Consider the following 8,338-nt stretch of genomic DNA (forward strand, 5'->3'; position numbering starts at 1 on the left):
GTGTCTTTATGCCTACATATGCCCATTTGAGCATATGTCCTTAAAGCTTTGCACAGTTAAAACATGGATGGGTTCCTTTGCGAGCCCATCTATAAACTAGGCAAATAAGCTTTTTAGCATAAGAAAGACAAAGATAAGATTTTAGCCCGGATCTGAATCCACGCAAATGCAATTTGCAAAGTTTCGGTATTGGTAATTTCAAAACAAGCCGTCGACATTTACTGCACTATTGTTAGGCAGTTTTACTGCGGCATGCATTTTTTGAAGTTCAGCTAACCACATAGATTTTGATGGCCTTTATTCATGAGCACCTTAAACAATAGTGACTTAAGTTTAGAGGGTGTCGAGCTGTTGCAACTGCGCAACTTTGCTCACGATGCCTACTTAAATTACTCCATGAGCGTCATCCGTGACCGTGCCTTACCATCGGTAAGTGACGGTCTTAAGCCTGTACAGCGTCGTATTATTTACGCCATGGCCAAGCTTGGCATTAACAGCAAGGCCAAGCACGTAAAATCAGCCCGTACTGTAGGTGACGTAATCGGTAAGTACCACCCTCATGGTGATAGTGCTTGTTATGAGGCTATGGTTCTCATGGCACAGCCTTTTTCCTTCCGCTATCCTCTCATCGATGGCCAAGGTAACTGGGGTGACGTTGAGGATCCAAAGTCCTTTGCGGCGATGCGTTATACCGAAGCCCGCTTATCTCCACAGGCAGACCTCCTCTTAGAGGACTTGAACTTAGGCTGCGTTGATTGGCAACCTAACTTCGATGGTACAACTGAAGAGCCTAAAGCACTACCTGCCCGTGTACCAAGCATTTTATTAAACGGCACCATGGGTATTGCCGTGGGTATGGCCACCGAGATTCCGCCACACAACCTCAATGAGATTGTGAAGGCTACCTCTTATCTGCTTGATCATCCAAAAGCTTCAGTTAAAGACCTGATGAAATATGTTCAAGGTCCTGACTATCCTTGTGGTGCTGACATCATCACCCCAAAGGATGAGCTATTGAAGATGTATGAGACTGGTCGTGGCAGCATCAGACAGCGTGCTGTTTACGAAGAGACCAAGGATGGCATCGTCATCACTGCTCTTCCTTTCCAAGTTAGCGTTGGCGATATCGAAAAGAAGATTGCTGAGCTGATGATGAAAAAGGAGCTGCCTTGGATTTCTGACCTAGTTAACGCATCAGATCGTGATAACCCTTGCAAGCTCATCTTAGTACCTCGCTCTAACCGTGTAGATACTGAGAGTGTAATGAGCCATCTCTTTGCCAAGACAGATCTTGAGAAGACTTATAAATTCAATCTCAATATCTTAGGTTTAGATGGCAAGCCTCAAGTAAAAGATCTCGCCACTATCTTAGGCGAGTGGATTACATTCCGCACCAATACAGTTACCAAGCGCTTTAATCATCGCCTCAATGCTGTTAACAAGCGTCTGCACTTACTTGATGGCTTGATGACGGTATTTTTAAACCTTGATGAGGTTATTGAGATCATTCGTAACGAGGATGATCCTAAACAGGCCTTAATGCAGCGCTTTAAGCTTACCGAAGAGCAAGTTGATTACATCCTTGAGACTAAGCTTAGACAATTAGCTCGTCTTGAAGAGGAAAAGATCCAAGGCGAGGCTGACAAGCTTACTAAAGAAAAGCAGGAGCTTGAGGACTTATTAGCTCACCCAGAAAAGCTTAAGAACTTTATCAAAGCTGAGCTCAGTGCTGATGCTAAAAAGTTTGGTGACAAGCGTCGCTGTGCTATTGTCGAGCGTGAGGCAGCTAAGGAAATCGACCTTACAGCTAACACTCCAGCCCAGGTTATGACAGTAGTGCTCTCTCGTATGGGATGGGTACGTGCAGCTAATGGTACTGGTATCGACCCAATGGCTCTGTCATATAAGAGTGGCGATAGCTTCCTTGAACAGGCTGTAGGCAAGTCTAATCAAAGCGCCGTCTTTATCAGTAATATGGGACGTACCTTTAGTATCTTTATTAAGGATCTGCCATCTGCACGTGGTCAAGGTGAGCCTATTTCTACCAAGATTAATCTGCAGCCAAACGAGTACATTACATCCGTAATTACTGGCTCAGTTGAGGACCATTTCCTGCTCGCAACAGATCGTGGCTATGGCTTTATCTGTCGTTTTGCAGATTTACTAACCCGAAACAAGGCCGGTAAGTCTGTCATTACCTTAGATGCTGAAGCTAGTGTACTTAAGCCACTTAAGGTACAAGACCCACAAAACACCATCGTGCTCATTGTTTCTAAGCAAGGTAAGATGCTTATCTATCGTGCCTCTGAGCTTAATATTCTGCCACGTGGCAAGGGATTGAAGCTCATTAAGATTGCTAACGATAAGCTCAAGAGTGGTATGGACGGTATTGCAGATATCATCTGCCTCAATGAGGGTGAGGGCGCAAACCTGCACTCAGGCAAGCTCAAGCTTTCCTTAGCTCCTAAGATCATTGCTGATCGTATTTCTAACCGTGAACGTGCTGGTGAGTCATTACCAGAACGTATTCAACGTGTGGACTACATTGAGCTAGTGCCGGCTAAACAGCCAAGCATTGCTGAAACTGCCTCGGAGTAACTCTAGCCCTAAATGAGAACTGCAGCCAAGTACCCATTAGTTTGCTAGGTACTTGGCTCGTAGCATTAAAGGCTGCACTTAGTTAAAGCTCTAGCTGTGTTCAGCCTACAAAACTCTAAGAGAGCTTCATTTTTCAAACTAGCACTGCTTACATGCAACTCAGATGATTGCAAGTTAGCTAGAGGGCTAACTTATAGCTGAGTTTTACTACTAAGTTACCACCCTGGCCATCTTTATCTGATGGCAAGTCTATTCACTCACCTGTATAAGTAAGATACGCGCCTATGTCATATGCACTTGCATCTACACGCCTGCTCATTCTGGGCATGGGAGCCTTGATCTGGCTTATCACAGGAATAATCTTATGTACTGTACGTCCAAAGCATAGGAACAATGTCTTTGTACTTACGCAAATGCTCCGCTTAGTGCAGCCGATTGTGGGGGTTAAGGTAGTAATTGACTGCGACCTTAAGGCATTACGCAAAGAAATGCCGGCTATCTTTGTTGGCTTGCATCAGTGTGATTGGGACATTATTACTATGGCTGATCTGCCTCAGCCAGGTGTCGTTTGTGTGGGCAAAAAGAGTCTGATCTACACTCCTATTTTTGGCCTTATCTTCTTTTTATCAGGCAATATTTTAATTGACCGCGATAATCGAACTAAAGCTGCAGAAGCCTTCTTGAAGCTTGCAGATAAGATCAAAAACAAAGGCTTATCTGTATGGGTATTTCCTGAAGGATCACGCTCAGGCTATGGCCCTGTTAAGCCATTTAAAACCGGGGCTCTACATACAGCTATGCTCAGTAAGGTTAAGGTCTACCCATTTGTTACATCAACCTACACAAAACAAATTAAGCTCGGTCGTCTAAACAATGGAGAGGTTCACATTAAGCTCTTAGAGCCTATCGACGGTGCTACCTTAAATCGCCATGATATAGCAAAAGCAACTGCAGCCTTACGTGAAAACATGATTGCGGCCATGCACGAGCTTGATCAACATGTTATGCGTCCAAATGGCTATGTTCTGCCACCAGATCGCTAAGTAAGCCTTACTAGCATAAACTTCTACACACGCCCACCTCAAGAAACACCATTAGCTCAATAGGTAGAATCTACGCTAAGCTGCTGCCATTTGCCTTTTGGTGCCTATACTTTTCAACCTACCTTACTTTTAATCTTGGTGCTTTCATGGGGCACGCTAGCAAAAAGGCCATGGTCTTAGATAGGGCTTTAGATCGGCACTAATGCGTAAAAATTGGTATGCATCAACCTAATGTGGTTATAATGTTAGGTTGTATTTAGTCCTTTCTAAAGGGATCATGGTTGAGCTAAGTACAATCTTATGCCTGTGAAACGCAATATTAGTCCTAGAGCATATAGGCTCATTGGGCGCTTCTATGCCATAGAGCATAGTACGCAGGTATAAGATTGTATTTACCCCAAGGTTTGATTCCTTGTCTAAACACAGAGTTTTAGCATGTACATGACTACAGACGAGATCCGTTCTACGTATCTCAACTACTTCAAGAGACACGGCCACGAGATCGTGCGCTCAAGCTCTCTCGTTCCATATAACGATCCAACCCTTCTGTTCACTAACGCCGGTATGAACCAGTTCAAGGACATCTACCTTGGCAAGGACAGACGCTCTTATATCAATGCCACTACCGCTCAAAAGTGCGTACGTGCAGGTGGTAAGCAAAATGACCTCGATAACGTAGGTTATACCGCTCGTCACCACACTTTCTTTGAAATGCTCGGTAACTTCTCCTTTGGTGGCTACTTCAAGCGCGAGGCTATTACCCACGCTTGGACCTTACTGACTGAAGACTTTAAGTTACCAAAAGAGTCATTAATGGTTACTGTTTATGCCGAAGATGAAGAAGCTTACAACATCTGGCATAAAGAGATCGGTCTGCCTGCTGAGAAGATCGTTCGCATTGGTGATAACAAGGGTGGTCGTTACAACTCTGACAACTTCTGGCAGATGGGTGACACTGGTCCTTGCGGTCCTTGCTCTGAGGTTTTCTATGACCACGGCGAGGGCATCTGGGGCGGCCCTCCAGGCTCACCTGAGGAAGATGGCGATCGTTTCATTGAGATTTGGAACATCGTGTTCATGCAGTACAACCGCTTAGCTGATGGCACTTTTGAGCCATTAGGCAAGCCAATGATCGATAACGGCTTAGGCTTAGAGCGTATTGCTGCTGTTCTGCAGGGCGTTCACTCTAACTACGATATTGATCTGTTCCGCGATCTTATCGATACTGCTGCTAACATCCTGAATGTTACCGACAAGTCTTCTAAGTCTCTGCGCGTAATTTCAGACCACATCCGCTCATGTGCATTCTTAATTGCAGATGGTGTTCTGCCATCTAATGAGGGTCGTGGTTACGTACTGCGCCGCATCATCCGTCGTGCCGTTCGTCATGGCCGTCTGTTAGGCGCTAAGGACGTATTCTTCTACAAGATGGTCGCTAAGCTTGCTGAGCTGATGGGCAAGGCTTATCCAGAGCTCGTTGAGCAGCAATCATTAATCGAGCGCACCTTAAAGAAAGAAGAAGAGCAGTTCTTAAATACCTTAGACCGTGGCTTAGCTCTGCTTGACTCTGAGCTTGAAAAGCTCGGTGCTGAGCGTACTATTCCGGGTGAGGTTGCCTTTAAGCTCTACGATACCTACGGCTTCCCTGCAGATTTAACTCAGGACGTAGTTCGTGATCGTGGCTATGTAGTTGATATGGATGGCTTTGAGAGCGAGATGGAAAAGCAGCGTGCTCGCGCTAAGTCCGCCTCTAGTTTCGGCATCGACTACAACAAGGAGCTTAAGTTAAACGCTCAGACCACCTTCTCAGGCTACGATCGCACTGAAGATAACGGCAAGATCATCGCTCTGTTCAAGGGCACTGAAGAAACTGATGGCATCTTAACTGATGAGCAGGCTGTAATCGTTTTAGATAACACTCCTTTCTATGCTGAAAAGGGTGGTCAGATTGGTGATACCGGCGAGATTCGTTGCGGTAACAACCTCTTTATCGTTGAGAATACCAAGGCTGTTGGTAAGGCAACTATTCACTTAGGCCGTGTTGAGCTAGGTGAGTTCAAGGCTGGCGACGAGTGCAAGGCCATTGTTGATGCTAAGCGTCGTAAGGCTATTGCCGCTCATCACAGTGCTACCCACTTACTACACGCTGCCCTGCGTGAGATCTTAGGCGACCATGTCCATCAGAAGGGTTCTTCTGTAGGTCCTGACCGTCTACGCTTTGACTACTCACATCCTCAGCCATTAACTTCCATGGAGCGTCAGCAGATTACTGCTCGTGTTAACGAGTGGATCCGCGACAACTATGAAATTAAGACTGACATCATGGACTTAGAGGCTGCCAAGAAGTGCGGCGCTATGGCTCTGTTTGATGAGAAGTACGAAGGTGAAGTACGTGTTCTTACTATGGGCGATGCCTCTAAAGAACTGTGCGGCGGCACCCACGCTGAGCGTACTGGTGACTTAGGCTACTTCATGATCTCCTCAGATGAGTCTATCGCATCTGGTGTTCGTCGTATTGAAGCTTTAGTTGGTGCAGCTGCTATTGAATATCAGCAGTCCTTATCACAGGCTGTTGCTCAAGCTTGCAACATCTTAAAGACTGATAACTTCTCTGTAGTAGATCGTGCTAAGTACATGATTGAGCACACCTCTTCTATCGAGCACGAGAACATGCTCTTAAAGGAGAAGCTGGTTCATCTTGAGTGCGTAAACTTCGCTCACGAAGCTACTGAGTGCAAGGGAGTTAAGGTTGTTGCTCGTAAGGTTGATGGCTACTCCATGCGCGAGCTGCGTTTAGCTGTTGATGAGCTCAAGAACACCTTAAAGACCTGTGTAGTAGTCTTAGGCTCTGTTGATGAGAAGACCGATAAGGTTAACCTCATTGCTGCAGTTTCTAAGGATATGACCGCTAAGGTTAAGGCTGGTGACTTAGTTAACGCCGTTGCTGCACACGTTGATGGCAAGGGTGGCGGCCGTCCTGACATGGCTCAGGCTGGCGGTACTAACAAGGCTGGTCTTGATGCTGCAATTGCTGCAGTAGCTCCTTTCCTTGAGCAGAACCTGTAATAGCTTATCTACAGTTCTAAAAGGCTAAATTAGCCTGAGTGTAGTGCTGCACCACTTTTAGTGCCAAGTGCAGCACTACATATAAAACTACAGTCTGTAACTTAAGCTTCATTAAGTGTAACGACTATAGAACAGGAGCCGTATATGCAAATATACGGATGCTTTCGATGCTTGTAATCTCACGACGTAAAGACGAGAAAGTACGTATCGGCAAAGACATTTATGTCACTGTAGTTGAGATACGTTCAGGACAGGTTCGCCTAGGAATTGAGGCTCCTGATGACTGCCGCATTGTGCGAGATGGTCGCGACAATGAGGAAGACTTTCTTGTCGACTATGATCAAGATTACAACTCATAAGCTAGAGGCAGTCTATAGACTGCCTTATTTTTTGCCTGCTTGTAAAAAAAGTCCCCCTCAAATCTAGCTTAAAACCATCAAAAGCTCACCTCAGCTCTAGCTTACGGCCATTAAAACTCCTCATCTACTCTATATTAAGACAATTAAGAGTCCCCATCTCTCGAGTTTATGACCATTGCTTGGCACAAGCTCTACTTTCACGCATCTACTGATATATTCCACCTCAACTAGATCATCTAGGCTTTAACAAACCTCTATCTTGTTTGAGGCACTAATGATTTGCGCTCTTAAATGCATGCTCATATGTATAAAGCATTATTAGAATCTCTTAGCACCATCAGGCAATATGGCCATAAGACCAACCAAAGACACTGGTTTTAAGGCCATCATTAACTCTGGATACTTGCCTAGATGAATTTGATCTTTAGCTTACCACCTTGCCACGAAAAGCATATATAAGGTGTTTGTTAAACGTGCAAGTGAAGCATATGAAAAAACTTGCTATCAAATGCTTGACAAGGATAGCTAAAAGCCTGATAATGCGCGCACACCGTTGCGGAGAGATGACCGAGAGGCTGAAGGTACTCCCCTGCTAAGGGAGCATACGACCAAAAAGTTGTATCGAGGGTTCGAATCCCTTTCTCTCCGCCACCGTGATAAAAAATGAACAGCACTTGATGCTGTTTTTTTATATCCTCATGTTGTATCTATGCAACATTAAACACCCACATATTTATCTTGTTTAGATAATCGATCTCACGCTTACAAACAATTCCCTCCTGCCTTACTACTATCTATTCACCTAAGCCTTTAGTGCCCAAACAACGCACTTTCTAGGCAAATGTTTGTACCTTGTTTTAATGCCAAACTTATCGCATGCCAGTGCATGCATGATCATATATGCATGAATGTGAGTGAGTGAGTGAGTGAGTGAGTGAGTGAGTGAGTGAGTGAGTAAGTGCATAGCTATGTGGGGTCTTACTGCAGCTATGGCTTTTTCAACATAGATAACCATCAAACTAGCTGTAAAAAATCCGCATAAGGATCCCATATGCAAGCCTTTTACACAGACAAGATGAAAAATCCTTTAAATTTTTGTGAAAATTGCTTGCCACTTCAAATTATTTTGCTATAATGAGCGCCACTTGATGAGCACAAGCCTGTCAAGTGACAATCACGCACCCGTAGCTCAGCTGGATAGAGTAATCGGCTACGAACCGATCGGTCAGGAGTTCGAATCTCTTCGGGTGCGCCACTTAATCTTGTCACTAA

At 44.9% G+C, this 8,338-nt stretch carries 4 protein-coding genes and 2 tRNA genes; all 6 read left to right on the forward strand.

Annotation, left to right across the window (positions count from 1 at the left end):
- Nucleotides 1-303: 303 nt before the first annotated feature.
- Nucleotides 304-2,598, forward strand: coding sequence for a DNA topoisomerase IV subunit A (gene parC, locus H524_RS0107775; protein ID WP_027939819.1), 2,295 nt, complete (start codon nucleotides 304-306; stop codon nucleotides 2,596-2,598).
- Between the two features lie 284 nt (nucleotides 2,599-2,882).
- Nucleotides 2,883-3,641 (forward strand): 1-acyl-sn-glycerol-3-phosphate acyltransferase, encoded by a 759-nt coding sequence (locus H524_RS0107780; RefSeq protein ID WP_027939820.1) that lies wholly within the window; start codon nucleotides 2,883-2,885, stop codon nucleotides 3,639-3,641.
- 435 nt (nucleotides 3,642-4,076) lie between these two features.
- On the forward strand, nucleotides 4,077-6,707 hold the full coding sequence (gene alaS / locus H524_RS0107785; RefSeq protein ID WP_027939821.1) for an alanine--tRNA ligase: 2,631 nt from the start codon (nucleotides 4,077-4,079) through the stop codon (nucleotides 6,705-6,707).
- Nucleotides 6,708-6,874: 167 nt separating this feature from the next.
- Nucleotides 6,875-7,066 (forward strand): carbon storage regulator, encoded by a 192-nt coding sequence (locus tag H524_RS14880; protein WP_044121767.1) that lies wholly within the window; start codon nucleotides 6,875-6,877, stop codon nucleotides 7,064-7,066.
- Nucleotides 7,067-7,623: 557 nt separating this feature from the next.
- Nucleotides 7,624-7,717, forward strand: a tRNA-Ser gene (locus tag H524_RS0107800).
- A gap of 527 nt (nucleotides 7,718-8,244) precedes the next feature.
- Nucleotides 8,245-8,321: transfer RNA gene (locus H524_RS0107805), tRNA-Arg, on the forward strand.
- Nucleotides 8,322-8,338: the final 17 nt, after the last annotated feature.

The sequence above is a fragment of the Anaerobiospirillum succiniciproducens DSM 6400 genome, from assembly GCF_000482845.1.
Taxonomy (GTDB): Bacteria; Pseudomonadota; Gammaproteobacteria; order Enterobacterales; family Succinivibrionaceae; genus Anaerobiospirillum; species Anaerobiospirillum succiniciproducens.

Excerpts from the sequence above, each read along its gene's own strand:
- parC (WP_027939819.1), top strand. The coding sequence starts at position 304 with ATGAGCACCTTAAACAATAGTGACTTAAGTTTAGAGGGTGTCGAGCTG.
- H524_RS0107780 (WP_027939820.1), top strand. The coding sequence starts at position 2,883 with ATGTCATATGCACTTGCATCTACACGCCTGCTCATTCTGGGCATGGGA.
- alaS (WP_027939821.1), top strand. The coding sequence starts at position 4,077 with ATGTACATGACTACAGACGAGATCCGTTCTACGTATCTCAACTACTTC.
- H524_RS14880 (WP_044121767.1), top strand. The coding sequence starts at position 6,875 with ATGCTTGTAATCTCACGACGTAAAGACGAGAAAGTACGTATCGGCAAA.